The sequence below is a fragment of the Roseibium sp. QJM3NY_11 genome (assembly GCF_056173175.1).
The window spans coordinates 2,675,999-2,701,813 of sequence record NZ_CM149660.1 but is presented as its reverse complement, the minus strand read 5'-3'; the positions used below and the strand labels follow the sequence as shown (position 1 = coordinate 2,701,813).

Annotated in this window: 26 protein-coding genes and 1 pseudogene; 9 read left to right on the top strand and 18 right to left on the bottom strand. The window is 60.9% G+C overall.

All coding sequences use genetic code 11. The features are described 5' to 3' along the window. Positions 1 to 15: 15 nt before the first annotated feature. The 13 genes and pseudogenes from AC0VX3_RS12455 to AC0VX3_RS12395 form a co-directional block, all read right to left on the bottom strand. Positions 16 to 501, bottom strand: coding sequence for a hypothetical protein (locus AC0VX3_RS12455; RefSeq protein ID WP_475524974.1), 486 nt, complete (start codon positions 499 to 501; stop codon positions 16 to 18). Between the two features lie 2 nt (positions 502 to 503). Next, the gene (locus AC0VX3_RS12450; protein WP_475524973.1) at positions 504 to 770 is read right to left on the bottom strand and encodes a hypothetical protein; all 267 of its coding nucleotides are present in this window, start codon (positions 768 to 770) and stop codon (positions 504 to 506) included. Next, positions 767 to 2,023: a flagellar hook protein FlgE gene (gene flgE, locus AC0VX3_RS12445; protein ID WP_475524972.1), complete on the bottom strand. Its 1,257-nt coding sequence runs from the start codon at positions 2,021 to 2,023 to the stop codon at positions 767 to 769. The genes AC0VX3_RS12450 and flgE overlap by 4 nt, the downstream gene beginning before the upstream one ends. Positions 2,024 to 2,035: 12 nt before the next feature. Then, positions 2,036 to 2,710: a flagellar hook assembly protein FlgD gene (locus AC0VX3_RS12440; protein WP_475524971.1), complete on the bottom strand. Its 675-nt coding sequence runs from the start codon at positions 2,708 to 2,710 to the stop codon at positions 2,036 to 2,038. A 590-nt stretch (positions 2,711 to 3,300) separates the two neighbouring features. Next, on the bottom strand, positions 3,301 to 3,540 hold the full coding sequence (locus AC0VX3_RS12435; protein WP_342892398.1) for a hypothetical protein: 240 nt from the start codon (positions 3,538 to 3,540) through the stop codon (positions 3,301 to 3,303). A gap of 48 nt (positions 3,541 to 3,588) precedes the next feature. Further along, a complete protein-coding gene (locus tag AC0VX3_RS12430; protein WP_475524970.1) occupies positions 3,589 to 4,062 on the bottom strand; it encodes a flagellar export chaperone FliS in 474 nt (157 codons plus the stop codon). A gap of 3 nt (positions 4,063 to 4,065) precedes the next feature. Next, on the bottom strand, positions 4,066 to 5,763 hold the full coding sequence (gene fliD / locus AC0VX3_RS12425) for a flagellar filament capping protein FliD (protein ID WP_475524969.1): 1,698 nt from the start codon (positions 5,761 to 5,763) through the stop codon (positions 4,066 to 4,068). Positions 5,764 to 5,948: 185 nt separating this feature from the next. After that, positions 5,949 to 6,149 (bottom strand): flagellin, encoded by a 201-nt coding sequence (locus AC0VX3_RS12420; RefSeq protein WP_475525173.1) that lies wholly within the window; start codon positions 6,147 to 6,149, stop codon positions 5,949 to 5,951. A 539-nt stretch (positions 6,150 to 6,688) separates the two neighbouring features. After that, a pseudogene (locus tag AC0VX3_RS12415) lies at positions 6,689 to 7,121 on the bottom strand (flagellin); the annotation flags it as partial. A 130-nt stretch (positions 7,122 to 7,251) separates the two neighbouring features. After that, on the bottom strand, positions 7,252 to 7,932 hold the full coding sequence (locus AC0VX3_RS12410; RefSeq protein ID WP_475524968.1) for an RNA polymerase sigma factor: 681 nt from the start codon (positions 7,930 to 7,932) through the stop codon (positions 7,252 to 7,254). Between the two features lie 450 nt (positions 7,933 to 8,382). Then, complete coding sequence (locus AC0VX3_RS12405; RefSeq protein ID WP_475524967.1) at positions 8,383 to 9,267, bottom strand: alpha/beta fold hydrolase; 885 nt, start codon at positions 9,265 to 9,267, stop codon at positions 8,383 to 8,385. Between the two features lie 96 nt (positions 9,268 to 9,363). Beyond that, entirely contained in the window at positions 9,364 to 10,119 is a 756-nt protein-coding gene (locus AC0VX3_RS12400) for an alpha/beta fold hydrolase (RefSeq protein WP_475524966.1), read from the bottom strand. Positions 10,120 to 10,447: 328 nt separating this feature from the next. Next, positions 10,448 to 11,320: a LysR family transcriptional regulator gene (locus AC0VX3_RS12395; protein ID WP_475524965.1), complete on the bottom strand. Its 873-nt coding sequence runs from the start codon at positions 11,318 to 11,320 to the stop codon at positions 10,448 to 10,450. A gap of 149 nt (positions 11,321 to 11,469) precedes the next feature. On the opposite strand from AC0VX3_RS12395, the gene AC0VX3_RS12390 reads away from it, so the two are divergent. Continuing rightward, positions 11,470 to 11,862, top strand: a complete 393-nt coding sequence (locus AC0VX3_RS12390; RefSeq protein WP_475524964.1) for a DoxX family protein — start codon at positions 11,470 to 11,472, stop codon at positions 11,860 to 11,862. 251 nt (positions 11,863 to 12,113) lie between these two features. On the opposite strand, the gene AC0VX3_RS12385 is transcribed toward AC0VX3_RS12390, so the two are convergent. Next, on the bottom strand, positions 12,114 to 13,016 hold the full coding sequence (locus AC0VX3_RS12385; RefSeq protein WP_475524963.1) for an MBL fold metallo-hydrolase: 903 nt from the start codon (positions 13,014 to 13,016) through the stop codon (positions 12,114 to 12,116). A 29-nt stretch (positions 13,017 to 13,045) separates the two neighbouring features. Beyond that, positions 13,046 to 13,675, bottom strand: coding sequence for a DsbA family protein (locus tag AC0VX3_RS12380; protein ID WP_475524962.1), 630 nt, complete (start codon positions 13,673 to 13,675; stop codon positions 13,046 to 13,048). Between the two features lie 113 nt (positions 13,676 to 13,788). Between AC0VX3_RS12380 and AC0VX3_RS12375 the strand changes: the two genes are divergently transcribed. From AC0VX3_RS12375 to AC0VX3_RS12350, 6 genes are all read left to right on the top strand, one after another. Beyond that, positions 13,789 to 14,685, top strand: a complete 897-nt coding sequence (locus AC0VX3_RS12375) for a LysR substrate-binding domain-containing protein (RefSeq protein ID WP_475524961.1) — start codon at positions 13,789 to 13,791, stop codon at positions 14,683 to 14,685. A gap of 225 nt (positions 14,686 to 14,910) precedes the next feature. Next, complete coding sequence (locus AC0VX3_RS12370) at positions 14,911 to 15,156, top strand: zinc-finger domain-containing protein (RefSeq protein ID WP_348148774.1); 246 nt, start codon at positions 14,911 to 14,913, stop codon at positions 15,154 to 15,156. A gap of 2 nt (positions 15,157 to 15,158) precedes the next feature. Continuing rightward, complete coding sequence (locus AC0VX3_RS12365) at positions 15,159 to 16,361, top strand: FAD-dependent monooxygenase (protein WP_475524960.1); 1,203 nt, start codon at positions 15,159 to 15,161, stop codon at positions 16,359 to 16,361. A gap of 73 nt (positions 16,362 to 16,434) precedes the next feature. After that, entirely contained in the window at positions 16,435 to 17,178 is a 744-nt protein-coding gene (locus tag AC0VX3_RS12360; RefSeq protein WP_475524959.1) for a competence/damage-inducible protein A, read from the top strand. A gap of 15 nt (positions 17,179 to 17,193) precedes the next feature. Beyond that, on the top strand, positions 17,194 to 17,703 hold the full coding sequence (gpt, locus tag AC0VX3_RS12355) for a xanthine phosphoribosyltransferase (protein WP_342892389.1): 510 nt from the start codon (positions 17,194 to 17,196) through the stop codon (positions 17,701 to 17,703). 294 nt (positions 17,704 to 17,997) lie between these two features. Further along, on the top strand, positions 17,998 to 18,681 hold the full coding sequence (locus tag AC0VX3_RS12350; RefSeq protein ID WP_475524958.1) for a L,D-transpeptidase: 684 nt from the start codon (positions 17,998 to 18,000) through the stop codon (positions 18,679 to 18,681). A gap of 54 nt (positions 18,682 to 18,735) precedes the next feature. Here the strand turns inward: AC0VX3_RS12350 and sfsA are convergent, their stop codons facing one another. Further along, the gene (gene sfsA, locus AC0VX3_RS12345; RefSeq protein ID WP_475524957.1) at positions 18,736 to 19,437 is read right to left on the bottom strand and encodes a DNA/RNA nuclease SfsA; all 702 of its coding nucleotides are present in this window, start codon (positions 19,435 to 19,437) and stop codon (positions 18,736 to 18,738) included. Between the two features lie 51 nt (positions 19,438 to 19,488). Further along, complete coding sequence (locus AC0VX3_RS12340; protein ID WP_342892617.1) at positions 19,489 to 20,913, bottom strand: TrkH family potassium uptake protein; 1,425 nt, start codon at positions 20,911 to 20,913, stop codon at positions 19,489 to 19,491. Positions 20,914 to 21,242: 329 nt separating this feature from the next. On the opposite strand from AC0VX3_RS12340, the gene AC0VX3_RS12335 reads away from it, so the two are divergent. Then, positions 21,243 to 23,414: a putative bifunctional diguanylate cyclase/phosphodiesterase gene (locus tag AC0VX3_RS12335; protein WP_475524956.1), complete on the top strand. Its 2,172-nt coding sequence runs from the start codon at positions 21,243 to 21,245 to the stop codon at positions 23,412 to 23,414. A gap of 35 nt (positions 23,415 to 23,449) precedes the next feature. On the opposite strand, the gene AC0VX3_RS12330 is transcribed toward AC0VX3_RS12335, so the two are convergent. Beyond that, positions 23,450 to 23,917, bottom strand: a complete 468-nt coding sequence (locus AC0VX3_RS12330; RefSeq protein WP_475524955.1) for a MarR family winged helix-turn-helix transcriptional regulator — start codon at positions 23,915 to 23,917, stop codon at positions 23,450 to 23,452. A gap of 93 nt (positions 23,918 to 24,010) precedes the next feature. Here AC0VX3_RS12330 and AC0VX3_RS12325 point away from each other — a divergent pair, with 93 nt between their 5' ends. Beyond that, the gene (locus AC0VX3_RS12325) at positions 24,011 to 25,786 is read left to right on the top strand and encodes an N-acetylglutaminylglutamine amidotransferase (RefSeq protein WP_475524954.1); all 1,776 of its coding nucleotides are present in this window, start codon (positions 24,011 to 24,013) and stop codon (positions 25,784 to 25,786) included. The last annotated feature ends 29 nt before the right edge of the window (positions 25,787 to 25,815 follow it).

Below are 25,815 nucleotides of genomic sequence, written 5' to 3'. Positions count from 1 at the left end.
CTTGGCAACTCCGGATCAAACTTCGTATCGGCGGCCGATCGACAGCGGCTGAGACGGCTTTGCGCCATACCGGCCGGTCTTGTCGTAGCGCGCATTGGCGGATTGCTTGTCCTGGATTGCCCGCATGATCGTATCCACCCTGCGCCGGTTCGCCGTCAGCGCCCGGACAAGATTGCGGCTGTTTTCCGAAAGTGCGCTCGCCAGCTTCTCGTTGCTGACCTGAAGCTGGGTGAATTTTTTCGGCGACGCCAGCAGGAACAGGTTGCTCTGCTCCTTGAACGATTTGAGAAACGCTTCCAGTTCGCTCACGAGCGCCCGCTTGCGGTCCATCAGGTCGTCAATGGAGGTCGGCCGGCCGCTCTTCAGACGACGGTTTTCCTCCAACGTCACCGTGTGGAGTTCATCGGAAACCTGAACGGCCCGGTCGACGGCGGCTTCCACCCTGGCGACATCGGCCGGTGAGAGCAGGACTTTCATGTGTTTTCCCGGTTTGGTCTGCATGGCTAACGTCCTTTGTTGGTCCAAGCTTGCGCGGTCCTGGCATAGGCATTGACGGCCTGGGTCACGGCGGTGGAGCGGGACATCTGCTGTCCAACGAGCGACTGCTGTTCGCGCAGGCCTCGGACAACATTCTGCAGATCGCGCTTCAACAGCATCAGCTTCAGTCGGCTTGAAGCCGATCCCGCGGAGACTTCGAGTGAACGGACCTGCGCCATCAGGCGGCGGCGCATGTCCGCCGAGGCCTTCAGGTCGGTCGTGACCTCCGTCAACGGACCGCATCCAGCAGCGTGTCGAACATGTCGTTGGCGGTCGACATGATCTGCGAAGCGGCCGAATAGGCCTGCTGCGCCGACAGCATCTTGGAGAACTCTTCGCTGGTATCGACCGTGCTGGCTTCCAGCCAGCCACCCTGGATCGTCCCTGCCCCACCTTCACCCGGTTCATGCAGCGTGGCATTGCCCGACGTCGCGGACCGGGCGTAGATGCCGTCGCTCATTTCGTCCAGGCCGTCCGGACTTCCAAAGGTGGCCACCGGGATCTGATAGATCGGGCGCTCCTCGCCATTGTCGAAGAAGGCAACGACCGTACCGTCGTCGGAGATCTCGATGGAACTGAGATTGCCGTAGGCCAGGCCGTCCTGATCGATCGACTGGACATCAATCGACGGATCCCCGTCGCCGGAGGAATACTGGGTCACCCCGTTCGTGCCGCCGACCTCGCCAAGATCAATGCCGATGGAACTGTCTTCCGCGCCCGTGGTCCAGCCTTCGATCGTCAGTTCGGCGGGATCGGGTACGGTCGACGCCAGCGTGCCGTCCTCGTTGAACGTCACCTCGATGGTGCCCGAGGTCACCGTTCCGACAGTTTCGCCGGTCGACGGCAACGTCGGATCGGAATATTCGATCTCCCAGGTGTTCTCCGCGGTCTTGGAATAGGTGGCGGTCACGGTGCTCGTCGTGCCAAGCGAGTCGTAGACTTCAAACGTCATTTCGAAACTGTCGCCGGTCTCCGCATCCGCCGGCAGGTTGGCCTGGAAAGCGACGCTCGTGGTGGCGTCGACCGAACTCTGGACAGAATCGAGGTCGATCGGTTCCAGGGCATTCTCGCTGGTTCCGCCAATGGCATTGCCATCGCTGTCCGTTGCCCATCCAAGCAGGTAATAGTCCCCGTTGGTCAGGTAACCGGCACTGTCGACCGTGAATTCACCGTTGCGGCTGTAGTAGGTTGAGGCCCCGTCAACGCCGTCCGCAACAATGAAGAACCCGTCTCCCTCGATGGCCAGATGCGTCGCTTCGGTGGACTGGACCAGCAATCCCTGCTGGTCGACATTGGAAACCATGGTCGCGGCAACACCGCCGCTCGAATTCGAGCCACTGCCGGCCACGAGGCTCGAGAAGCTGGTGGTGGAGGATTTATACGCAGTCGTCTGGGAATTCGCCAGGTTGTCGGAAATGACGGACAGCGCGCTGCTTTGCGCAGCCAGCGCCGAGATGGAGGCGTTCAGGGCTCCTTGCAAACTCATACCGGCCTCCCCTTACTGCGTCGCCCGAACGGCGAGCACGTTTTCAAGAAGGACGGCCGCATCGCCGATACCCAGAACAGCTTCGTCGCCTGACGAATCCACGGCGCTGACCTCGGCGATGACGGTGGTGTAGCCGGAGACATCATTGCCCTCGTCATCCACCGCTTCGACCTGGATCGTGTATTGACCGCCGTCGGCGAGCTGGTCGCCGTCCGAGGTCAAGCCGTCCCACTCAAACGAATGGGAGCCGGCTTGCGTCTCGCCGCTGGTGCTGTGGACCGTGTTGCCGTCCTCATCCAGAATGCTGACCGTCACGCTTTCGGCGTCACTGTCGAGGCTGTAGGACCACTGCGCCTCACCGTCCTGCAGGGACGTGGTGTTGCCGACCGCCTCGACCGTCTGGCCGAGATAACCGAGACCCTGGGAACTCATGAAACCGGACAACGTATCGGTAATCGTCGTCAGCTGATCCGAAATGTCGGCCTGGGTCTGGTAGCTCGCATAGTCGACCATCTGACCGATGTATTCGCTGGTATCGGTCGGATTGGTCGGATCCTGGTTCTGAAGCTGTTCCACCATCAGCAGCAGAAATTCATCGCTGTCGACAGTCGTGCGCTCATCATCCGTAGATGTCGTCGACGTCGTGCTTGAAGTGACCGCGTAGGAATTCACGGTTGATATGGTCATATCTCCGCCCTCATCGTTGAAATACATTCAGAGGGTGAAGCTGAATTCATGCGCTCAAATATTCACCCGATCTGTTATTGAAACGGGCGGGCTCACAGATCCGGGCGCAGTAAATTGCATTTTTTACTTGGGAATATTTTGCCGACCACATACGATGTATTGGGAAAAATTTGCCTACCGGCTGAATTTGTCTTGAAATGCGCCTGTTCCCGGCCTCCTACCGACCTCACCAGACAGGGTTCTGTTCCGCGAGGCGCCGCGTCGCGGGGCCTTCGGTGGCCCATTGACGCCGGCCGGACTTCGTTGCGCCGGACAGCCGGACCGCGCAACGCGAGGCGCCGCGCAGGCACCCGGAAACGCGTCCGGGAATTGCCGCGTTCAATCGGCGGCGGCAAAGCGGTTGACAGTCAGGTTCCTTGTGAAATCAGGTACCTTGAAAAAACCGGCGAGAGGTTCGGCCGCAGCAGCGGACCGGCCGCCGTCCCGTCGGCAGACGACGGGACATGCCGACGTTTCGATACCCTGTGCACGGCATCAGGAGAGACGCGGTCCTGGCGTCATCAGAAAACGCGACGTTTTCATTTCAGCAGTCAGGAGGTTTCGATTGCTTTCTTGACGATCTTTTGCGCAAGGCCGGCGGGCGCCGGGGGCACGGGGCGCGCGGACAGCAATGCGGACAGAGCACGTTCGTCGTTGATCCTTGAGCGCGCGGCACTGGACATCTTCAGAAGTTCCCTTGCGGCCGCCTGCTCTGTCACAGGCCAGACATCCACATTCGGCCCGTGCTGATCCAGCAGGGCATCAAACTTTTCGATCGCCATAACAGGCATTGAAGTGACCATTTCCGAAACATGGATTCTGCGTACGATTTTGTAACGCTACATGTCTGCAGATTGAATGTCCATGAGTTTGAAACATTCAGCAACATATCGTTCGCTATGGATATCTCTCAGGAGAGCCTCCCGATTTCTCGGCAAAAGCGTCGTCATTTCGGCCCATGCGTTGCGCAGGTCAAGCAGCCCTTCCGCGATCGATACAAAACGGTCCTCCGCGTCCGGTTTTACAACTGCACCGTTCAGGGCAAAGATGTTTCGTGTGTACATTGCGATCAACTGCCTGCCCAGGGATTTATCGATCTCGAGATCGACGTTCTGACGCAGGCCCCGCAGGATACCGGTCGCCCTGGCAATGCGGGCATGCGCGTTTTCGTAGTGCCGCCTGCGCAGCTCCTCAGCGGCCAGCACGATCGCGTTCAGCACCTCGTCGAACAGCAGCGTCACGGCTGCGGGAGGCGCGACGGTCGTCGCGGCGGTGCGATAGGCCGCGATGGCCCGGTTCATGGCATAGCTCATCGTCTAGTCTCCTGAGTTGAGAAGAGCTTCAATGTATGCAAGGTCGATTTCCGCCTGCTCGATCGCGGTCTGATAGGAAGCATAGAGCGTCGTCAGGTAGTCCCTGTAATCGTCCGCATCGGAAATGATGCTGTCGTATTCTTCCTGGTAGTCGGCGTTCTGCTCACTGAGATCGGCCAGGATCTCCGTCAGCAGCCCGTCGCTTTCGTCCGCATAGGAATTGACGGCGTTGTAGAGGCTTTCCGAGATCCCCGTGCTGAATGTCATGTCGACAGTCTGGCTTTCGGTCCCCGTGAAGACAAAGCTGATGCCCTCGTAGACGGACCCTTCGGCACCGACGATCCGAGAGCCGCTGATTTCGAACAAGCCGCCTTCGCCGTTCACCTGAACACCCGTCACGTTGCCGTCGGCATCGGTTGCGATATCCAGGGACAAGGCGTCCGGCATGGCGTCGTTGCGCGCCAGAAGCGCCAGGTCGCTCGAGCTGGTCTGCATGCCGAACAAGAGCAGGCTCTCAATGACATCCAGGTTGGTTAGAAGCGCATCGGCAAGAGTGTCGTCGTCGACTTCCAGATAATTGCTGCTGTCGTAGGAAAGTCCGAGCAGCGCCATGCTTTCCTCGTCGATGACCGTCGAAAGGCCTTCTGCGATGTCGGAATTCGCGCTTCGCAGGATGCTGTCTCCGAACAGGGCGGCATCGTCCGCCGCGCCCCCGCCCGAGCTCACTTCCTGCTGCGTCAATGCCCATTCGCGATAGGCATTATAGGCATCGACAAGATCATAGACCGCATTCTGGACGCTGGTCAGCGATTGCGAGATTTCGACGGCGACAGAGCCCTCGTCCCCGGTCTCCTGGTAGATCGAGAACGTGATACCGTCGATGACGTCATCGATGACGTTGCTGTCGCGCGTGATGTCGACCCCGTCGACGCTTATGATCGCGTCCTGGGAAGACTGCAGCACCTCGGAGAACCCGCCGGTCGTATCGACGACACCGAGCGCCTGGCCGACATCGTCGTCAGAGACACTGGAAAAAACGATTTCCTGCCCCGTTTCCGCAGCACTCAGGACGAGCTTGTATTCCGCGTCGGAAACCTGGATGACCGACGCGGTGACCCCGGTGGTGTCCGACTGGACACTGATCGCCTCCGCAATCTCGTCGAGAGACATGTCCGCGGTGATCTCGATTTCGACGGCGCTGTCCCCGTCCTCGTAGTCCGCTCCGTCAAGTTCGAGCGAAAAGACGCCGGAGACCCCAAGCTCGGCCGAACTGTCCGCAAAGACGCTTCCCGTCACCTTGTGGCTCGTTGCGAGCTGCAGGATCTGCAATTCATAAGTGGCGACATCGATGCCGTCCTCGGCCGTCACCACGACCGCCGACTCCGCATCGACATCGCCGTATCCGGTCAGATAGGCTTCCCGCAGCGAGAAGATGTCGTCGTTTTCAGTCAGGGAATTGTCGGTGCCGCGTATGGTGTCGAGCGCGGTCAGCATGCCCTGCAGGAGCGACTGCATCTCCTCATAGGCCGCGATCTCGGCGTCGTTTTCCTCCATCTTGATTTCGATCGTATCGGCCGGCACCTGCTTTACGAGCACGGCGGCCTCGATCAGCGCGTCCCAGTCAATGCTCGAGTCCGCATTGGCGGACGCCGTGTAGACGGTCGTAGATGTCGCCGACGATGTGGTGTCGGTCACGCTCATGGCGAAATCCTTTTCGAACGGATGAAGGGCTCCCGGACCGCCGCTGCCACTGCTCTCGCAGATTATTGGGGGGGACTGACGTCAACGGCCCGGGAACTGGGAACCGGATCAACCTGCCTCCGGGACAACAGCCCCGAAGGCACTCACTCCTGACCGCCCGGCGTTGCCGCCGGACGTCCCTCGACCTAGCGGATGAGGGCGAGCAGGTTCTCCGGCATTTCGTTCGCCTGGGACGCGGCTGCGACCGCGGCCTGCACCTTCACGCTGGCGGCGGAAAGCGTGGCCTGTTCCTTGGCGATATCGACATCGGCGATCGCGGATTGAGCGGCATCGAGATTTTCGATGCTGGTTTCAATCTGGGCGGACCGGAATTCGAAACGTGACATGGTGGCGCCCATTTCGGCGCGCGCATTGGAGACCTCGTCGATCGCCATGTCGAGAACCGAGAGCGCTTCCTTGGCGCCGTCCGCGGTCGACACGTCGAGGCTCTCGATACCCAGGGCCTCGGTGGTCAGCTCCGGCAAGGCAAGATTGATGGTATCGGCCGAAGAGGACCCGACAACGATATCGGCGCCGGTCGTGTCGACCTCCGTCGTGGTGCCGGTCGTGGTTCCAGCGGTCAGGCCGAGGGTCGCGAGATTGAGGGTACCGGTGCCGTCTTCCAGGCTTATGGAGGAATTTTCACCCGAATTCAGCGTGGTCAGGGTCAGTGTGCCGGATTCGTTCGATGCAACGATCGTGTATTCGCCTTCCGACTGCAGGCCGGTATTGATCTGGTCCACCATTTCGTCGACCGTCATGGTCGTGTCGTCGCTCGACAGTTCGATCTCGATATCGTTGACGATGATGGTACCGCTGGTGTCCGCGGTCACCGTTGCGTCCGCAGTCGCACCGGCAACGGTTGCCGCGGTGTCGATGGAATCGTCGGAGAAATCGCTCGATCCGTCCAGAAGGCTCTGGCCGTTGTAGCGCGTGCTTTCGGCGATACCGTCGATTTCTTCCTGGAGTTGCTCGAATTCCGCCTGGATATACGCGCGTTCGGTATCCGTCACGGTACCGGAGGCGGACTGCGATGCCAGGGTTTTCATCCGTTCGAGAATGTCGCTAACATTCGCTGCACCGCCATCGGCGGTCTGCAGCACCGAGATGCCGTGGGACGAATTGGTCGAAGCCTGTTCCAGGGCGGCGACGTCCGAAGAGATCTTGGTAGCGATCGCAAGGCCGGCGGCATCGTCGGACGCCTTGGTGATGCTCGAGCCGCTCGCGAGCTTGGCAAGGGACTCCGACTGTTCGCTCGCGTTGGAATTGAGGTAGCGAACCGCGGTATTGGCGGCCGTGTTGGTCGAGATTACTGGCATCGTCTTCTCCTAGTGTCAGCAAACCGCGTCCGGAATTCGACGCAGCGGCGCGATGGCCCGCGCTCTGACAGTTGAACGGAGTGACTGCCTCGTATCAGGCGGTTTTTTATTACCGGCCAGAGAAGTAGAGTTAACTATTCGTAAACGCCGTCAGGATATCGGCCCGCTGCCGCCGCAGCAACTGCTTGAGTTTCTGCCGGCCGCGCTTCAGAAGCGACTCGACGGCGGACACTGTCGTTTCCATGATTTCGGCGATCTCGCCATTGCTCATGTTTTCATTATAGGAAAAGACCAGCGCGACGCGCTGCTGATCCGGCAGTTCCATCATGGCGCGTTCCAGCAATTCGCCCGCCTCGCGCCGCTCCAGGTCCCTGGACTGATTGCTGCTGCTGTCGACCAGTTCCGGCAGTTCGGCGACCGTTTCCGTCCGCGGCTTGCGCAACAGGTCGATACAGCGATTGCTGACTACGCGAAACAGCCAGGTGGAGAATTTGGCCCGGCCATTCTCCCACACCTCCCGGCGCGTCCAGACCTTCAGAAACGCGTCCTGGACCACATCCTCCGCATCGGAGCCATTCTGCAGAATACGGTAGGCAACCGCATAGCCCCGATCGATATGCCGCTCGACCAGCACCTGAAACGCGTCTTCCCGGCTGGCGCGGATCAATTCGAGCAAGTCTTCATCGGACATTGCCTTCAGGTCGGCCTCGGCTTCCACCGGCGCCTTGTTGGCCCGCCCGTCCCGGCTGCCGTCCGCGCTGTCGTCCCCGCCGTCATCGATGCGACTGCCGGACGCTGCAGACTTTGACATAGCAACACACATATCCCTGGCCCCAAGTCGTGACTGAAATGGTCAGTAGCCCCTGCTACAAATCTATAACGCAATAATAATGATTTTCAGGCGCGAAAAGTTAAGTTTATTTGGATTTTTACTAGGAAAATACTTCCACTTCATTAGGAAAAAATTTCCTGCAGGTAGGAATTTTCTGCCGATGGCAGTTTTTCAAAAGAAAAAATACAGCAAAAACCAAGAATATAATGGTTTTCAAATTATTAATTTACGTATTCATTAACTCTGCAAAAACTGCCGACCGGCCCCGGAGAGAGCTTCCAAATGAAACGTTGAACTCATCCGGCAAGGTGACACCGAAGATCTACGCCACCGGACGGATCGAGTGCATGGCACGCAGAGCGGTCCGGCCGGTCCCGTTCGACGCAATTGCGCTCTGGCGCCGCATTTGTCCGCGGCACGCGAGCATTGTCACGCCGGCTCCGCGTCCGATTTCAGCTTGATCAGGAAATCCTCGACGGCGCCGGCGAACACGTCGTTGCGGTCGCCTGCCACCATGTGGCCCGCATCGCGGATGTCCGTGAAACAGGCGTGGGGCACCAGATCCTGGAACTCCCGGACGTGGTCCATGGACACCAGTTCGGAATTCTGACCGCGCACAAGCAGAACCGGGAGTGAGAGATTGCCGGCCGCCTCGAGCATGGCCATCTGTGCTGCCTCCGCCCGCGCCGGATCCTGGTGATGCTTCGATTTCAGGAAAGCCGGGTCCCAGTGCCAGCGGTAGCGGCCGTCCTCGTGCAGTCTCAGGTTCTTTGACAGGCCCGACAGGTCCTTCGGCCTGGCGCGGTTGGGCAGGTAGCGCGCGATCGCCTCGGCCGCTTCCTCCACATCGGCAAAACCCTCGTCGACACGTTCGCCCATGAACCCGAGGATCTTGCTGACCCCGCCCATGTCGATCCGGGGCGTGATATCCACCAGAACCAGCGCCGAAAGCCCACCCGGGTTTTGCTGCCCCTCCGCCAGCATGCCGGCAAAGCCCCCCAGCGAAGCGCCGACGACAACCGGTTTGCGGCGATGCAGCGCGCCGACCTGACGGGTCACCGCCACCAGGTCCCCGGCGAAATCGTCGAAGGCATAATGGCCGGACCCGACCCAGCCGCTCTCACCGTGGCCACGCTGGTCCAGGGCGTAGACAGGATGTCCGAGATCCGCGATGCGCCGCGCCGCGCCAACCCAGGAATGCCGCGTCTGACCGCCGCCGTGCAGCATGATCACCGGCTGTTCGCCCGTGCCATAGCGGTCCGCAACAAGTGTGTTTTGTTCGGCTCCCTGAAAGTCTACCCGCTTCGGACCCATGTCCCCTCCATTGTCACGTTCAACCGGCCAGGCACCGCGTCCCGGCGTTGCCTGCCGCTTCAGCCCACCCCGCCGATGTTCAGGCCCCGACTGTGTTCAGGCCTCAACTGTGTTCAGAAACGCCAGGACGCCCTGCTTGTGGACCTTGTCTCCCACGGCGACCATATGGTCGCGTCCCGGTATCTCCAGAACGTCCGCATTGGGGATCAGCGCGGCGAGTTTTTGCGGTGAACCGGCGATATCGTCCTTGGTGCCCACAGCGACCAGGACCGGGCGTTCGATGCGCGCGACATCTTCTTCGCTGATCTTCTGGCGCGAGGACCGCATGCAGGCTGCAAGCGCCATCCGGTCCGAACCGGTCTGCTCGGCAAAAGCCCGGAAGGCGCGGCCGGTCCTGTCGGAAACATCCTTGAGCCGGTCCGCCTCCAGTGCCGCGGCGATCGGTTCCGGGTCGCCGACACCGGCAATCATGCCGTAGCCGAGACCGCTGAAGACGGCTTTCCGGACCCGGTCCGGGTGATTGAGCGTCAGGAAGGCAGAGATCCGTGCACCCATGGAATAGCCCATCACATCGGCGCGCTCGATCTTGAGATGATCCAGCAGACGCCTGGCGTCCTCCGCCATCACCGGCGCCCCATAGGCGGCCGGATCGTGAAACTTCTGGCTGTCGCCATGCCCCCGGTTGTCGAGTGCGATCACCCGCCGTCCATCCTTTACCAGGAGATCCACCCAGCCGGGATATTGCCAGTTGACCTGCTTGTTGGATGCAAAACCGTGGATCAGCAGGATCGGATCATCAGATCCTTCATCCAGGTAGGCGATCCTGACCCCGTCATATTCGAACTGCGGCATGCAATAGCTAACCTTTACGTAAACGGAAAATACATATTCTCCTAGATTAAGCAGAAAAACCGTCTTTGCAAAGGCTCAAACCCCAAATCTCCCCGCTGACCGGGCATGTCTGTCGGTCAGAAAACGTCCCCTTCGTGGAAGAGCGCCAATGTGCCCAATTCCACGCCTCGTGCAGCTTCAACTGCCCCCTGACAATGACACCCTTCCGAAGCCCTGCGGGCAGGCGATACGCTGGTCCAGAAGGAACAGACGGGTGATCACATTTCGGGTTCGGCAGGGCCCGCCCTGCAAAAGCGGATGCCGTTCGTGTGGTCCATGGGTGCAACGGTCAGGTTTCCTCGAGCGCCATCTCAATGAATTTTCGGACCTTGGGCGGCACGAAACTCTGCCGGGGATAGACCAGATAGGTGGTGAATTCGCCCGTCTTGAAATCCGCCAGGACAGGTCGCAATTGCAGGTTCGACGAGCGGGTCGCCGATATGAATTCCGGCAACGGTCCAATCCCCAGGCCGGCCTCGATAAACGCCTTGCAGGTTTGCAGGTCATCCACCTGAAGATTGTCCCCAATAGTCACCAGATGGGTCTGCCCTGCCCGATCGATCAGCGGCATGTCTCGCGGCCTCTGGGCAATCCCGATGAGGTTGTGATTGCCGAGATCTGAAAGCGTAACGGGGCTGCCGTGTCGGTCGAGATAGGACTCGCTGGCCCAGAGCCCAACGCGCATGTTGAGGAACCGGCGGGCGACCAGGGTCGAATCGGCCAGGTCACCGATGCGGACCGCAAGATCGATCTTTTCCGCGATAAGGTCCTGGACGTTGTTGGACACGTTCACTTCGACCGCAACCCGCGAATAGCGGTCCATATAACGCTTGATGATCGGCGCCAGCAGCGTTTGCGACAGTTCCGCCGTGGCTGTGATCCGGAGACGCCCCGTCGGCACGTCGGAACCTTGCTCGAGCACCTGTTCGGCTGCTGCCATCTCCTTGAGCGCCCTGACGCAGTGCGCATGATATCTGCGTCCTGCCTCGGTGACATTCAGCCTGCGCGTTGTCCTGTGCAAAAGCGTGACGCCCAACTGTTTTTCCAGCCGTGCCAGTTTTGCGCTGACTGTGGTGGTCGGCATGCCAAGACGCCGGGCCGCGCCGGAAAAGCTCTGCGCATCGACGACTTCTACAAAGACATCAATTCCATCAAGGACCATGTCGGCCTCCGGCCTGCATCCAATTATCCCATATTATGCAAAGTAATTCCATTTTATACCATATAGATAAATGATGCGTGAGCCTGTACCTCCCCTTCAGAACGCTCGAGCGGAAAAGCGGCGGCGAAGAGATCTGAAAGGAACATGAAATGGCTACAGGGTCGAAAAAACTGAATATCGGATTGTGGGTCGCCCAAATCCTGTTGCTGGCGGTCTATGGCCTGGCTGGCGCCATGAAGGCAACGCAGCCGATCCCCATGCTGGATGAAATGATGGGCGGTTGGCCCGGACAGGCCCCGGCGCTGGCGCGGTTCATCGGTGTCGCGGAAATTCTCGGAGCAATTGGCATGGTTGCCCCCATGCTCACCGGCATAAAACCCCGCCTGACCCTGTGGGCCGCGGCAGGTTTGTCGCTCGTGCAGGCCCTTGCGATCCCCTTCCACATTTACCGCGGCGAGTATGAAGCGCTTCCGGTAAACATCGTTCTGATCGCGCTGTCGCTCTTCGTGCTGTGGGGCCGGGGCCGCAAGATCCCCGTCTGATCAGCACGGGAACACACCATGACCAGCAGGTTGCCGATCTGGTGTTCATCCAGCGGCGACGGCATTTCCCGGAGTACGAGGAAATACATCTGAAAGGCCCGGTCGATGGCTTCAAGGCTCACCGTGCCTTAAGAGGTCATGACCACGACAGTTTGTCGAGATACCAAGGAGCGGCCAGAATATTCCGGCCACTCCTCAAAGTTCCCTTCACAGCCCTTGCAGGACCGGGTCAAGGCTGCCCTCTACCGGATTTAGCCCCACTTCATTTCACCCGTGGCGACCTTGGAGCCGATGTCGAGTGCGATTTCCATGCCCAGACCCGGGAAGCGGTCCAGCATTGCGGCCTTGAGGGCGGCACTGTCGCTGGCCTTGCCGATCTCTTCCTCGAAAGCAAGAAGATAGGACCTGGTATATTCCACGGCTGAAAGGTCGGTTGCGGCATCGACTGTCATATGCCCGGGGATCAGGATCTCGGGGTTGCGCGCTGCAATCGCGTCCAGGGTCCTGACCCAGGCGGCACGGCTTTCGGCGGTCTGCGTGTCAGCGGTCCACACATGGACGCCCGAGAAGACCATCACACCTCCGAACACCGCATTGAGTGACGGTACGAACAGGTAGCGGCGGTTTGCAAGGCCGTCTTCGGCATCGACGATCTCGATGGTCTCACCATCAAGTGAAAGCGCCGGTTCATCATAGACCTCCGGGAACACGATATCATCGACGGTCGCCGGGCCGTTTTCCTTGAGTTGCGGCCCCCAGGCGGCGAGTTTCTTTTCAACGTTGCCCTTGATCGCATCCAGCGCTGCGGAAGCCGCGATGACCCTTGCGTCCGGGAAAGCTTCGGTGACCGGCTTCAGGCTGAAATAGAAGTCCGGATCGGACTGGCTGATATAGATGGTTGTCAGCTTCTTGCCGGTTGCCTTGATCGCGTCGGCAAGCGCGTGGCCATCCGGATAGGTAAAGCCTCCATCGATGAGGACCGCTTCAGTCGGTCCGGAAAGCAGGACCGGCGCACGGAAGAAGCCGCCCGGACCTGCGGGGAAATGCTCCCAGCTAAGCTTGCTGCCGGCGGCATTGCCAATATCGGCGCGCGCGAACGCGGCGGTTGCTCCAAGAGCGATCGAGGTCGTCAGGACTTGCCTTCTTGTCAGCATTTGAATGTTTCCCTTGCTGTTTGGAATGGTCAGACGGCGATCTGTGCCGCAAGCTGGTCGAAGTCGCTGAAGAGCGCGTTGCTGTTCAGCAGGCGGCGTGAGTCGCGGTCGCCGGCCACCAGCGCCGGCACACCGTTGGCGCCAAAAGCCGCCATGTCGCTGCGCGCGGCGGAAATTTTTTCGCGATAGACAGCGTAAAGACTCTCGTCGGGCGCACGCAGGCTGCGCGCCGCGGCCGGTAAGCCGGCTTCCTCCAGAATGGCTGCGACGGTTTCCAGATCGGAGGTGTCGCGGCCGTCTTGATAGCGAGCACGTTGCAGGGTCTTCAAAACGGCGAGTTCCTTGCCTGGCTCGCTCAGCCCCACGGCAACGAGCGCCAGCGTCGCAGGCGCCGAATCGAACATGTGGCCTTCGGCGTCCAGAACCTGTGCCTTGTAGGCCATCGTGAAGGGCAGACCGGTCAGTCGCGCGATCCGCTGATCGTTCTGCCAGGCGAATTGCGCGAAGCCTGCATCCAGGGGACGCGCGCCTTCTCCTGCGAACAGCCCGGTGGGGCTGAGGGCCAGCGTCACGTTCTCAAGGGCTGCCAAGCGTTCGATGGCCGGGCTTGCGCCATAACACCAGCCGCACAAGGGGTCGAAAAGGTAGGTGATCTGCAATTCCGGTCTCCATCAGTCTCGGTGTCGTTGACAGATAGAGCCAGTTGATTGACAGATAAATGACATACAATCATACAGACTGTATGTTAAAAGCTTACAATTAGCAGGCCCTAATGAAGCCGATCAATCTCAACCGTCTTGCCTATTTCGCCGCCGTCGTCGACACGGGGTCCTTCACGCGGGCGGCCGAACGGCTCGGCATTACCAAGACCGTCGTCAGCCAGCAGGTCGCTAAACTTGAAGATGATTTGAAAACCACACTGCTGGTTCGCACGACGCGCCGGGTGATGCCGACCGAAGCCGGCCGGCTGCTGCATGCGCGCAGCGTTCTGATCCTGCGGGAGCTGGAGGAAGCGATCGATGAAGTCGGTGAAGCCAATGCGGAACCGGTCGGCACCCTTCGCATAGCGGCTCCAAACGACTACGGGACAACCATGATTGCGCCGCTGGCGGCCGCATTCCGGAAGCAGTACCCCGCTTGTGACATCGAGCTTCTGATTTCCGACGACCGGCTGGATGTGATCGGCAATCAGGTCGATCTTTCCATCCGGGTCGGCTGGCTCGCCGATTCCAGCCTGAAGGCCCGCCGGATCGGGACCTTTCGGCAAATTCTGGTCGCCTCCCCCGGCTTCGCGGACGAACTGCATTTACGGGACCCCCGGGACCTTGCCGCCGCGCCGCTCGTCGCCAACATGGCGCTGCGCGAACCACTTACCTGGAGCTTCACCAGAAACGACATCGACCACAGAAGAGTAACCTTGAAGGAGGCAATCTCCATCAATGCGACACCGGCCGTCCTCCAGGCGTGTCTTGCGGATGGCGGCCTCGCCATCTTGCCGGATTTTCTGATTGCCGGACATCTGGCCCGGGGCAGTCTGGTCCGGGTGTTGCCGCAATGGGAACTGCCGACGGGCGGAATCCACGTGGTCTATCCCGCAGCACGCTTCAGACCTCAGAAAGTGACGCGTTTCGTCGACATGCTCACGGCGCGCCAGCAGCAATTTTCCTGACCCAAGCGCACCCCGCAGAGCCGTTATCGAACAGAGAGCCGGACCGGTATTTCGTCCCGGCGGGCTCATTGCGCACTTTTGAAGCGTATCCGCCCATCAAGGACGCCATTTGCCTCTTGTTTGGGGGATCGCGGCACAATGCCCCTACCAAACCGTTTTTCAGATGGATATGGTCCGCGAAACTTGATATCGGGAATTGCCCCTTGCAAGAAAAGGAAAGTGACAATGGCGGATCATGTCGTCCCGCATTTCCAGAACTCGAGCGGACACGATTCTGTTGCGATCGGAGCAAGGGAATTCATGTGCATCGGTGCAAATCCCCCGTTCGATCATCCCCACGTATTCCTGGACATGGGCAGCGAGAATGAAGTCGTCTGCCCGTATTGCTCGACCCTGTACAAGTTCGACGCCACATTGCAGGCCACCGAGTCCTCACCTGTCGACTGCACCTGGACGCCAGTCGCCGCCTAGAGATGACCAACGGTGGTGACAGCGTCCAGCCGATCGTCGTAGCCGGCGCCGGCATCGGCGGGCTTGCGGCCGCCCTGGCCCTGCGCGCGCAGGGGCACACCATCGTGCTGATGGACAAGGTTCCCGCGCTCGAGGAAGTCGGTGCGGGCCTTCAGCTTTCCCCTAATGCCTGTGCGGTTCTCGATCAGCTCGGCCTGCTGGATGACCTTGAGCCGTTTGCCTGCGCCCCTGACAATCTGCGTATCTGGTCCGGCGGCACCGGCCGCCAGCTTGCCACGGTGCGCATGGGCGCTTTCCTGAAGGAACGTCACGGCTATCCGTTCTGGCAGATCCACCGGGCCGACCTGCAACAGGTGTTGCTGCGAAAGGTCGAGGCCACGCCGGGCATCACGGTGCGGCTGGGCTGCGCGGTTCAGGACCTCACGGCAACTCCCTACGATCATCTGACCTGCGGATTTCGCGAGGGCGACGCGGCCGGCAGTCAGCATTGCAAGGCCCTGATCGGCGCGGACGGGGTCTGGTCCAAGGTCAGGCGTCTCGTACCCGGCCACGCCAACACGCATTTCAGCGGACAGGTCGCCTACCGGACCACGGTGCCGGTGGACGCCGTCCCCGGGAGATGGTCCGCCGACCCCGGCCTCTGGCTGCACCGGGACAGCCATCTGGTCCACTACCCCGTGCGCGGCGGACGCGATCTCAACATTGTCGCTCTGGCTGAAGAGGCCTGGCAGGATGAGCGGTGGTCGACCAGAGCCGACAGGGATGCCCTTCTGCGCCTCTTCAGGGAGTGGCCTTCGGACGTGCGCAATCTTCTGGCGGCCTCCAACGAATGGTTGAAGTGGGCCCTGTGCAGCGTTGACGCGTCCGGGCCCTGGAGCCACGGCAATGTCGTGCTCATCGGCGACGCGGCCCATGCCATGCTGCCCTATATGGCACAAGGCGCCGCGATGGCCATCGAGGACGCCGCCGTTCTGGCCAGGCATCTGCCGCAAGATGTCCGGAACATCCCGGCGGCCCTCAGGTCGTTCGAACGCGAACGCAAGTCACGCGTGTCACGGATCCAGAAAATATCCTTCGGCAATGCCCGGACCTTTCACTTTTCAGGCCCGCTGGCCTTCGCGCGCGACACGGCTCTCAGGTTGTCGAAGCCCGAGCGGCTGGCCGCCCGCTATGACGACATTTACGGCTGGACGCCGGATCGATAGTCCCGCTTTTACTTGAGCCGAGTGGAAAGCTGCGATAAAGCCAAACCCCACCGAGGTGCCAGGGAGTAGTACGATGACCGGTCAGAAGACACACAACGTTGTAACCGCAGCGTTTCTGGTCATCGGAGATGAAATCCTGTCCGGCCGCACCAAGGACAAGAACATCGGCTTTCTCGCCGACTACCTCACATCCCTGGGCATCGACCTCAAGGAAGTGCGTATCGTACCGGACGAAAAACCCGAGATCGTCGCAGCCGTCAATAGCCTCAGGAACCGCTACGACTACGTGTTCACTTCCGGGGGCATCGGCCCGACCCACGACGACATCACCGCCGAGTGCATCGCGGAAGCCTTCGGCGTCGCCCTGAATCTGGATTCCCGGGCCGTGGCGATTCTCGAGACACACTACCCGCCGGGACAGTTCACCCCGGCGCGGCAGCGCATGGCGCGGATCCCCGAAGGGGCCGAGCTGATCGAAAACAAGGTCTCCAAAGCACCCGGTTTCCGGATCGGCAACGTGCACGTGATGGCCGGCGTGCCCTCGATCATGCAGGCGATGATGGATGCCATCGCCCCGACGCTGAAGACCGGAACGAAAATGTTGTCGGAAACCGTGGCTGCCGACATGCCTGAAAGCCGGATAGCGGAACGGCTTGCCGCCATTCAGGACGCTCATCCCCACACGCTGATCGGTTCCTATCCCAGGGCGACGGACGGAAAATTCACCACGCAGATCGTTATCCGCTCGCGGGACGAGGCAATTTTGCAGGCGGCCGTCAGGGACGTGGCCGAAGCCGTTGCCGAGATCGCGGGATAACCTGAAGGACAAAAAATGGAAAACCCCGCTCAAAACAAGGCATTCCCGGTCTCCTGGGACATGTTTCACCGAGATTCGCGCGCGCTCGCGTGGCGGCTGTCGAGCGAAGGCGAATGGAAAGCCATCGTCTGCATCACCCGCGGCGGACTGGTCCCGGCCGGTATTGTCGCACGCGAACTCGGCATCCGTACAATCGAGACGGTCTGCATCGCCTCCTATCACGATTACGAGAACCAGGGCGCACTGAAGGTGATCAAGCCGGTCGACCCGAAGGTCGTCGACCTGGAGGGCGGTGAAGGCAGCGGCGTCCTGGTCATCGATGACCTTGTCGACACGGGCAAGACCTTGAAGGTGGTGCGCGAGATGCTTCCCAAGGCGCATTACGCGACTGTCTATGCAAAACCGGTCGGCGTGCCGATGGTCGACACATTCATCACGGAAGTTTCCCAGGACACCTGGATCTATTTCCCCTGGGACATGGGCTGGCAATTCCAGCCGCCGCTGGCGAAGGACACCGCCGGCTGAGACTGCGCAAATCCGGCCGAAACAGCTCCGGTTCCCGGCAACGTTTGTGGACCTCACCGGAAGGTGAAGCCGGTGCCACTTTTCCGCCGGAAATATCCTGATAAGGCTTTGATCGACCGGTCGGACACGCTGTCCCGCCGGTCGTTTTTCGTCCGGCCGGACCAGAGCGGAAGGTTTCAGGACCTTCTGAAGTCGGTTCAAGAACACGACAACAGCGAACTTTTTCGATTGATCCGCGTTGCTCTCTAACGACATGCACTGCGTGGAAACCAAAAGATCTGAACGGGATATGGAATGCTGAACCGAAGATTGTTCCTTGCCTCTGCCGCTGCCGCACTGGCCGCCGGCTGCGCCTCAAGCCAGCGTGGGGCCCAATTGCCGGCCCGGCCGGGCCGCCCCGGCAGCGGCCCGGTCGCAGGTGCACGCATTGCTCCCGAATACCTGCAGATGTATCGGGCAATGCCTGAAGAGCGGTTTCCGATCCCCGCCGTCGACCTGACCAAGATCGACCCGCTCTACTATCGCCAGCTGGTCGACTATGCGGCTCCGGAGCAGGCCGGAACCATCATCGTGGACACGCCCAACAGGTTTCTCTACCTGACCATGGAGAACGGCAAGGCCATGCGCTACGGCGTCGGCATCGGCCGTGCCGGGTTTGCCTGGGGCGGACGGGCGAAAATTCAGTACAAGAAAGCCTGGCCCACCTGGACCCCGCCCGCGGAAATGATCGCCCGGGAGCCGGAGCTTGAGAAATACCGCACCGGCATGGCCCCCAGCCTGGAAAATCCCCTTGGCGCTCGCGCGCTCTACATTTTCGAAGGCGGCCGCGACACGCTCTACCGGCTGCACGGCACATCCGAGACCTGGTCGATCGGCAAGGCCGTTTCCTCCGGCTGCGTGCGGCTCCTGCACCAGGATGTGATCGATCTCTACAACAGGGTACCCAATGGCACGCCGATTGTCGTCAGGCAGGCTTAACCGGGAGGCGTCATCTGGCAGCTAGGCCGACCGGCCGGCCCGCGCGGCACACCGTCAGATGACGAGGGTCACCGGCTTGACGGCATCGATGCCGTCGAGACGGACGTCACAGCCGATGGCGTAGACTTCCACGCCCGCCTCGCGGGCGCTCTTGAAAGCGTCCGCGTAGGTCGGGTCGATGTCCGCGGCAAGATCGAGCCGCGAACAGTCCGGCCGCTGCACCAGGAACACCATGGCCGCCCTGTGCCCCTCCCCGACCATGTCGGCGAGTTCCCCCAGATGCTTGGTGCCACGCGCGGTCACGCTGTCGGGAAATTCGGCAAGTCCGGCTTCACGCATCAGGTGCACGTTCTTGACCTCGACATAGGTCCTTGCGCCTCCCGCCTGCTCCAGCAGCATGTCGATCCGCGAATTCTTGCCGTATTTCACTTCCCGGCGCAGGCTGTCGAATTTCGAGAGCGCCTCGATGCGGCCGGCCTGCAGCGCCTCTTCCACGAGCTGGTTCGGATGCGCGGTGTTGATGCCGACCAGAACGCCGTCCGCCTCGGCCACCTCCCAGGAGTATTTGAGCTTGCGCTTGGGATTGTCGGACTGCGACAGCCACACCCGGGACCCCGGCTCCTTCAGGCCCAGCATGGCTCCGGGATTGGCGCAATGCGCCGTGACCGCACTGCCGTCCTCAAGAAGCACATCTGCCAGAAAACGCTTGTAGCGCTTGACAAGACGGCCGCCGACAAGCGGAGCGGAAAAATTCATGTCATCAACACCCTGTTCGGAAGTTCACGGACCGGCGGCCGTCACGCCGGCTCACTTGGACCAGAAGTCCGGGTCGAGCAGCACCAGCACGGTGAACAGTTCAAGACGGCCGACCAGCATGGCGAAAGACAGCAGCCATTTCGCGCCATCGGGAAGCGGCGCGAAGTGCCCGGACGGGCCGATCACGGGACCGAGCCCCGGACCGACGTTGCCGACGGACGTTGCAGCCGCCGAAATCGCGGTCACCAGGTCGAGGTCGAAAAACGACAGGGCCACCGTGATGATACCGACGGATCCCATGTATACGACCAGGAATGCCAGCACCGAAAAGGACAGTTCCGGGGTCAGACGGGTGCCGCCGTATTCTTCCGACATGATCCGGTGAGGCCGCACCATGCGGCGCAGATGCGCGCGCACCGTGCCGAAGAACACCAGGAACCGGAAGATCTTGATGCCGCCTGTGGTCGAACCGGTGCAGCCGCCGACGAACATCAGCAGCAGACCGATGCCGACAACCGGCGGCCCCCATTCGGTAAAATCTCCAAGCGCATACCCGGTCCCTGTAACGATGGAGACCACGTTGAACGTCGCCTTCAGCAGGGCATCGTCGAACGGGAACTGCATGTTCAGGCCGAGATAGACGGTCAGGGTCAGCGACACGAGCGCCAGGAAGCCCAGGAGCGCCCGCACCTGGGGATCGCGCCAGAGCTGCAGCGGATGTCCGCGCAGGGCCTGGACGATCAGCACGAAGGGCAAGGCACCGACAATCATGAAGAACACCGCGACCCAACCGGAAGCCGGGTTGGTGAAATAGCCGAATGACTGGTCGTGGGTCGAGAAACCGCCTGTCGCGATCGTGGTCAAGGCGTGGTTGAATGCATCGAACAGCTCCATGCCGGTGGCCAGATAGGATACGATGCACGAAACGGTGAGGAACAGGTAGGCCAGGCCGATCAGCCGGATCAGCTCCACGGACCGGCTGACGATCTTCTCCGAACGGTCGGAATTTTCGCTCTGGAACAGTTGCATTCCGCCGATCCTGAGAAACGGCAGCAGCACGATCGCCATGACGACGATACCCACGCCGCCCATCCACTGCATGAGGGAACGCCAAACAAGCAGGCCGGGCGGAAGACTGTCCAGGCCTGTCAGAACGGTGGAGCCGGTGGTGGTGAATCCGGAAACCGCCTCGAACACGGCATCCGCATAGCCGATGCCGAGCCACAGAAACGGCAACGCCCCGAAGGCCGGCAGCGTCGTCCAGGCCAGCGTGGTCAGGATGAAGGTCTGCCGCGTGTCCAACCCCTCCCGCAGCGCGCCGCCGACCGCAATCGACAGCAACATCCCGACCATTCCGGTCAGGAGAGCGGAGAAAACAAAAGCCTGCCAGTCCGCATTCTTCTGGGCGACGTCCACGATCGCCGGAATCAGCATAGCCGTCGCCAGGCCCACATAGAGGAAGCCGAGAACGTTCAGGACGGGTCTGAGAGAAATCAAGCAGCAGTCTTCCCAAGAATCCAACCGGGCGGCGCATCACATGGCGGCCACCTCAGCCTCCCGTCCTACCCGCTTTCCGGTCAATTTCCAATGGGCAGCACGCACCTTCCCCGTATGATGGAGTCATGCGGGAAGTCCATTCTGGACCCGCAAGTCTTCAATTCGCGCTGTTTATGATGATTTTCACTATCATGTTCAGGTTTTCGTAGCGAATAAAGCTTACTTTCGCGTGCCGCACTCAAAAAAACCTCCTTAACGAGAAACAGGCAAGGAATAGTGCAATAAAACGGCTTGGTCTCAACACGCTCGTGTTCCGGATCAGCGTCATCCTGGTTGTTCTGGTGCTTTGCAGCATCGGCCTCGTCTCGGGGTTGAGCTTTCAGGAAGTGTCTAATTCGGCCAAAGAGAACGCGTCCATACGGATCGACCGCGCCGCCCGGGCTGCGATGGCGATCCTTTGTTATGCCACCGACTCGGAATTTCATCCCCAGATCGGGGTCGAGGGCCAGCCTGTTTCCTTGCGCCTGACGACGAATACCGCGGACAGTGTTCTGGTGCCTTCCGACAAACTGGATCAGTTACTGCAGGCAATTGCCCAGACCAACCAGGGCGCTGCCAACCTGTTCCGCTGGTCTGCGGACACAGCAACTTTCGACCGGTTCGCCACCACATTCCGTACGCCGGACGGCAATCCGGAACCCGCCGTCTCCTTCGGCGCGGACCATCCGGCCCACGCCCGACTGGCCGCGGGCAAGCCTTATGTCGGTCCCGTTCCCGTCCACGGCCGTTTGCGCCTTGCCTATCTGACACCGATCCTCGCATTGAATGGAGATGTCGCTGGCGCCGTGGCCGTCGATGTCGGCTGGGTCGATGATCTGGCACTGGCTGAAAAGCGGCTGAAGGTCCGCATTCTCTCGGCGGCGGCGGTCATCCTGGCCGTCGTGATCCTGCTGGGGGGCATGGTGATGGGTATTGAATTGCGTCCCCTGCGCCAGCTTGCGAAGACAGCGGAACAACTGGCGGCCGGGACACGACCGAAAGACATCCCCTATACGGAGAGACGTGACGAGATAGGTGACCTGGCCCATGGCCTGGCAAGGGCGACCGACCTGCAGGACAAGCTGCAGAAGCTTGCCTATACCGACCCGGTCACGACTGCGGGCAACCGCGCGAAATATTTCTCCGACCTGACCGAAACGATCCGGCGCACGCGGATGGAAGCGTACACGGCGTCTCTCAGTCACCTGGATTTCAAGGGTTTTTCAAAGGTGAATGACGCCTTCGGCCATCAGGTCGGAAATCGGGTCCTGCTCCAGGCCTATGCCCGTCTCGCCAGCATCTTCGGACCGTCCGCCCAGATCGCCCGTATCTCCGCCGATGATTTCTGCATCCTGCTGCCCTTTGACGGCAAGGGGGTCGTCGCGGAAGATTACGCCCTGAAGGCCATCGACCTGCTGTCGGCCCCGTTTCAGCTCGAGGAGGGCGAAATCAGGCTGGAGCCGAGCATCGGCATCGCACTCCTGCCCCGGGATGCCAGCAACGTCGAAACCGCTCACCGCGTCGCCGGTCTGGCGCTGAGGGCCGCAAAAGACCGCAACGGTGCCCAGTACGAATTCTTCTCCCCACCGCTCAATGAGCGGGTGCAGATGGAGATGCTGACGGAAACACTTCTTCGCACCGCCTTGAAAACGCGGCAGCTCACGCTGCATTACCAGCCCCAGGTCTGCCCCGCGAACGGGCAGCTGGTCGGTCTGGAGGCCCTGATCCGCTGGCCCAGCGAGAAGCGGCAGTTCATTCCGCCTTCGGAGTTCATTCCCGTTGCCGAAAAGACCGGACTGATCCTGGAACTGGGACAATTTGTGCTCGACGAAGCCTGCAGGCAGGCCGCCCTCTGGCGCCGGGAGGGATTTGAGTTCGGCCAGGTCTCCGTGAACGTCTCGCCGATCCAGTTCCGCAGGGGCAACTTCGCGAACACCGTCAGGCAAACACTGAGTGCATATGACCTGCCCGCGCACCTCGTGTGCCTGGAAGTCACGGAAAACGTCTTTCTCGACACCGGTGAGCAACTGATCCTCGACATTCTTTCGGAATTGCAGACCATCGGTGTGCAGATGTCGCTGGACGATTTCGGCTCGGGCTACTCGTCCCTGAGTTACCTGCACCGGTTGCCGTTCCAGGAACTGAAAATCGACCGGGCCTTTCTGTCAGGAGCGGACCAGAACCCCCAGAAAGCCAGGCTTTTCAAGGGGATTGTCGGTCTTGGCCGCAGTCTGGGCCTGCGCATTATCGCCGAGGGTGCCGAGACCGCCGGAGAATACGCGCTCGCCGCGGCGCATAACTGCGACGGCCTGCAGGGTTTCTTCTGCACACCCGCCATTCCTGCCGACGAAGTCGCGAGCCGGCTCGCCGCCTTCCACAGGTCGCTTGACGAGGCCACCGGCAACTGCCTTGGCGAAGGAGAGCGCAAGCTGCGCGCCTGAGGCCACAACACCTGTCCGCGACACCGAAGGGCCGGTCAGCCGGACACCTTGCCTGTCATCAGAATGGGAGCGGCATCAAGCTTGTGTGCGTTCATCATTTCGGAAATCCGCTCGATGGCGGAAATCATCTGGGCCCGGTCCCCGGCGTCGAGATCGGCGAATTTCTTCTCGAATTCCTCATGCAGCAATCCGGGAAGATTCTTGGCCGTCTCCTGCCCGCGCCCGGTGAGCCGGGCATGAACGATTCGCCGGTCGGAGACGGACCGGTAACGCTCGACCAGCCCTTTTTCCTCGAGTTTGTCCAGAATGGTCACCACCGTCGCGGAGCTGAGATCCGCATTCTCCGACAAGGCCTTCGTGGTCACCTCTCCAAGATCGCGAACGCCCTGAAGAACAACGATTTGCGGAATTGTCAGGCCCGTCTGCCTGGACACCTCCCGCGAGCGCAGATCAATGGCCCGAACGATCTTCCGGATGGCCTTGACCACTTGCGATGACTCCATCGCCTGCATCATTACACCTCTACTGATTTGAACTCTAATGATTAGAGTTCTATATAGTGACCGTCTTTTCAGGAAACGGAGAAAATTGTCAATATGTGCGGCATTTGCGGCGAAGTGGTTTTCAACGGCGGTCAGGCGGATGTGGTCCGGGTCAGCCGAATGGCGGATGAGATGGAAAAGCGCGGGCCGGACGGCATGGGTGTGACCCAGCGCGGCCGGGTCGCCTTTGGCCACCGGCGTCTCAAGATCATCGACCTGAGCGAGCGCGGTGCCCAGCCGATGACCGACATGGCGCTCGGCCTGTCGATGGTCTTCAACGGCTGCATCTACAATTACCAGGAGCTGCGGGAAGAACTGTCCGGCAAGGGCTATTCGTTCTTCTCGACCAGCGACACGGAAGTCATCCTGAAAGCCTGGGCGGAATGGGGCAAGGACTGCTTCTCACGCTTCCACGGCATGTTCGCCGTCGCCATCCACGAGCACGAGAGCGGCCGTGTCCATCTGGCGCGGGACCGCTTCGGCATCAAGCCGTTCTATCTGAGCGAGTCCGGCGGGCGCCTGGCCTTCGCCTCCTCCCTGCCCGCGCTGTTGGCAGGCGGCGGCATCGACAAGTCGATCGACCGGGTCGCCCTGCATCACTACATGAGCTGGCACGCGGTCGTTCCCGCTCCCCGCACCATACTCAACGGTGTGCGCAAGCTGCCGGCCGGCACAGTCCGCACCGTGGAAGCTGACGGCTCGGCAAGCGACTACACCTACTGGGAGCCGGAATTCGAGAAATCCGCCGAGGACCTCGCCCGCAGCGCAGACGACTGGCGCGACGCGGTTCTGGAAAGCCTGCGCACCGCCGTACGCCGCCGCATGGTCGCCGACGTTCCGGTCGGCGTGCTGCTGTCGGGCGGTGTCGATTCCAGCCTGATCGTCGGCCTTCTGGCGGAAGAGGGCCAGAAGGATCTGGCCACCTTCTCGATCGGATTTGAAGAAGCCCACGGCGAAAAGGGCGACGAATTCCAGTACTCGGACCTGATCGCAAACCACTACGGCACCAATCACCACCAGATTTTCATCCCGTCTTCGGAACTTCAGGCAAATCTGCCCGGAGCGATCAGGGCGATGTCGGAGCCGATGGTGTCCTACGACAATATCGGCTTTTATCTGCTGTCCCGGGAAGTTTCCAAACACATCACCGTGGTCCAGTCCGGCCAGGGAGCGGACGAGGTCTTCGCCGGCTATCACTGGTATCCGAAGCTGACCGGATCGAACCGGCCCGCCCAGGACTATGCAGCCGCGTTTTTCGATCGCACGCAAGCGCAGATGACGGAAGCCGTATCGCCGGACTACCTGTGCGAAAGGGATGAAAGCATGGCCTTCGTCGAGGCGCATTTCGCGCGCCCAGGCGCTGCGGACCCGGTCGACAAGGCCTTGCGGCTCGACACCAATGTGATGCTAGTCGACGATCCCGTGAAACGTGTGGACAGCCATTCCATGGCCTGGGGTCTCGAAGCCCGCGTCCCCTTCCTGGACCACGAACTGGTGGAACTCGCCGGCCGGATCCCGGCTGAATTCAAGCTGGCGCAGGAAGGCAAGGGTGTCCTTAAGGAAGCCGCGCGTCTGGTGGTGCCCAGCGCGGTGATCGACCGCCCGAAAGGCTATTTTCCCGTGCCTGCCCTGAAGTATATTCAGGGGGATTATCTGGACATGGTGCGTGATACGCTGTCCAGTCAGGCAGCGAGGGAACGCGGGCTCTTCAACAGCGTTTACCTGGAGAAGCTCTACGCCGACCCGACTGAATACATCACCCCCCTGCGCGGCTCCGAACTCTGGCAGGTCGCGCTGTTGGAAATGTGGCTGCAGGCACAGGAGGTCTGATCCTTGGCCGACAACGAACCACCTCGGCC

What these genes read in the sequence shown, in the direction of transcription:
- gpt (WP_342892389.1), top strand. Translation starts at nt 17,194, where the DNA reads ATGGAAAACCCCGCTCAAAACAAGGCATTCCCGGTCTCCTGGGACATG.
- AC0VX3_RS12410 (WP_475524968.1), bottom strand. Translation starts at nt 7,932, where the DNA reads ATGTCAAAGTCTGCAGCGTCCGGCAGTCGCATCGATGACGGCGGGGAC.
- AC0VX3_RS12330 (WP_475524955.1), bottom strand. Translation starts at nt 23,917, where the DNA reads ATGGAGTCATCGCAAGTGGTCAAGGCCATCCGGAAGATCGTTCGGGCC.
- AC0VX3_RS12455 (WP_475524974.1), bottom strand. Translation starts at nt 501, where the DNA reads ATGCAGACCAAACCGGGAAAACACATGAAAGTCCTGCTCTCACCGGCC.
- fliD (WP_475524969.1), bottom strand. Translation starts at nt 5,763, where the DNA reads ATGAGCGTGACCGACACCACATCGTCGGCGACATCTACGACCGTCTAC.
- sfsA (WP_475524957.1), bottom strand. Translation starts at nt 19,437, where the DNA reads ATGAATTTTTCCGCTCCGCTTGTCGGCGGCCGTCTTGTCAAGCGCTAC.
- AC0VX3_RS12325 (WP_475524954.1), top strand. Translation starts at nt 24,011, where the DNA reads ATGTGCGGCATTTGCGGCGAAGTGGTTTTCAACGGCGGTCAGGCGGAT.
- AC0VX3_RS12440 (WP_475524971.1), bottom strand. Translation starts at nt 2,710, where the DNA reads ATGACCATATCAACCGTGAATTCCTACGCGGTCACTTCAAGCACGACG.
- AC0VX3_RS12400 (WP_475524966.1), bottom strand. Translation starts at nt 10,119, where the DNA reads ATGCCGCAGTTCGAATATGACGGGGTCAGGATCGCCTACCTGGATGAA.
- AC0VX3_RS12395 (WP_475524965.1), bottom strand. Translation starts at nt 11,320, where the DNA reads ATGGTCCTTGATGGAATTGATGTCTTTGTAGAAGTCGTCGATGCGCAG.
- AC0VX3_RS12405 (WP_475524967.1), bottom strand. Translation starts at nt 9,267, where the DNA reads ATGGGTCCGAAGCGGGTAGACTTTCAGGGAGCCGAACAAAACACACTT.
- flgE (WP_475524972.1), bottom strand. Translation starts at nt 2,023, where the DNA reads ATGAGTTTGCAAGGAGCCCTGAACGCCTCCATCTCGGCGCTGGCTGCG.
- AC0VX3_RS12385 (WP_475524963.1), bottom strand. Translation starts at nt 13,016, where the DNA reads ATGCTGACAAGAAGGCAAGTCCTGACGACCTCGATCGCTCTTGGAGCA.
- AC0VX3_RS12365 (WP_475524960.1), top strand. Translation starts at nt 15,159, where the DNA reads ATGACCAACGGTGGTGACAGCGTCCAGCCGATCGTCGTAGCCGGCGCC.
- AC0VX3_RS12390 (WP_475524964.1), top strand. Translation starts at nt 11,470, where the DNA reads ATGGCTACAGGGTCGAAAAAACTGAATATCGGATTGTGGGTCGCCCAA.
- AC0VX3_RS12420 (WP_475525173.1), bottom strand. Translation starts at nt 6,149, where the DNA reads ATGTCACGTTTCGAATTCCGGTCCGCCCAGATTGAAACCAGCATCGAA.
- AC0VX3_RS12430 (WP_475524970.1), bottom strand. Translation starts at nt 4,062, where the DNA reads ATGAGCTATGCCATGAACCGGGCCATCGCGGCCTATCGCACCGCCGCG.
- AC0VX3_RS12350 (WP_475524958.1), top strand. Translation starts at nt 17,998, where the DNA reads ATGCTGAACCGAAGATTGTTCCTTGCCTCTGCCGCTGCCGCACTGGCC.
- AC0VX3_RS12370 (WP_348148774.1), top strand. Translation starts at nt 14,911, where the DNA reads ATGGCGGATCATGTCGTCCCGCATTTCCAGAACTCGAGCGGACACGAT.
- AC0VX3_RS12375 (WP_475524961.1), top strand. Translation starts at nt 13,789, where the DNA reads ATGAAGCCGATCAATCTCAACCGTCTTGCCTATTTCGCCGCCGTCGTC.
- AC0VX3_RS12435 (WP_342892398.1), bottom strand. Translation starts at nt 3,540, where the DNA reads ATGCCTGTTATGGCGATCGAAAAGTTTGATGCCCTGCTGGATCAGCAC.
- AC0VX3_RS12360 (WP_475524959.1), top strand. Translation starts at nt 16,435, where the DNA reads ATGACCGGTCAGAAGACACACAACGTTGTAACCGCAGCGTTTCTGGTC.